General features: G+C 43.6%; 1 protein-coding gene. It reads right to left on the bottom strand.

Annotated elements, in window-relative coordinates:
• Nucleotides 1-20 precede the first annotated feature (20 nt).
• Nucleotides 21-1199, bottom strand: a 1179-nt coding sequence (locus O9334_RS13440) for an IS4 family transposase (protein WP_288000508.1), incomplete at its 5' end; no start/stop codon positions are given.

A 1199-nucleotide genomic window follows, 5' to 3' on the forward strand; every position in this document is an offset into this window, starting at 1 on the left:
TTCAAGGGGTGACAAGGCGACTAAAAGGCTTGCTGGATAAGGCGCATAGCCGTTAGACCCCTAGAAAAATTCGGGTGTTTTCCAGGCTTGAGTCGAATCAAAGAAAAAGCGAGTTCCGAGTATGCGTCCATCGACTCGACCCAAAAAGTCCCATAAGTACCTATCCAAAAATCGCTATGTCTTTCTGGACCGCGTTTTGCTTCTTTGGAGCGACAAATATAATCCCGAGTTCCCGATTTCTTGAGATTTTGACCCCGGGTTGTATTCAAAGAGTAAGCGATAGCGATTAATAAAACTAAGGCGAGAAAGCGAGGCTCGCTCACTTTCGTTTTTTCCAGATTATATCCTCCCGTTTTACAATCTTTGAACATCGCCTCAATCCCGAATCTGGCTCGATATAATTTGAGGGTTAACTCTAAAGATTCTAGATTAGTCAATAAATACCAAGGCTCTTTAGACCCTTTACTTCGATAGCGCCTTTTCCAATAAATTGCCAGATTAAACCCACCGATCTGATGGCTTTTCGTGTGGGTCACTCCTCGAAAGAATTTTCGTTCTCCCCGGTTCGGTTCTAGCTCCGAAAGGGCTTGATAGTTTTCTTCTTCTTTCAATCGCGTGTAGGTACTTTTCTTTTGACGGAAGATAAAAGCTACACCTCTGTCGTCTAGCCACTTCCCTAACTGCACCGACTGAAATTCACGATCTCCCATTACGACGAGCGGATAGGGTTTCAATAACCGCAAGACCGGCTTGATAAATTTTTTCTGTTCGCCCAGATCGCTACTTCCTTTTTTATTCAGTAACACCCAAGATACGGGCAAGGCTCTCCGACCACAAATCACACTGGCAACGAATAAATTTCTTCCTTTCCAATCGGTTCTATCTATGACGACTAATAATCGTCCCGCCTGTTTCAGTTTTTGAAGCCTTCTTCTTTGCTCTCGATTTTTGTTTTTCCCACTAAACTCTAGCTTGACAATCTGTTTGATCAAGGGAAACCACAAGAGTTTCACGTTTAGTTGCGGGAGCTTAAGAAATCTCTGCAAATTCCGTCTTCTACTTTCAAAGGTTATCGGTTGCGGGAAAAGAGCGGCCAGTTTCTCTAGTTGGACTATCCGATGACTTTGTAAGAGCAGGATTACTATCTGTAAGGTCAAATAGCTCGCCTCGCTAAGGTTTGCCTGTAAGCAAGCCTGATA

This window comes from Microcystis sp. LE19-8.1F, assembly GCF_027531715.1.
GTDB classification, from domain to species: Bacteria; Cyanobacteriota; Cyanobacteriia; order Cyanobacteriales; family Microcystaceae; genus Microcystis; species Microcystis wesenbergii_A.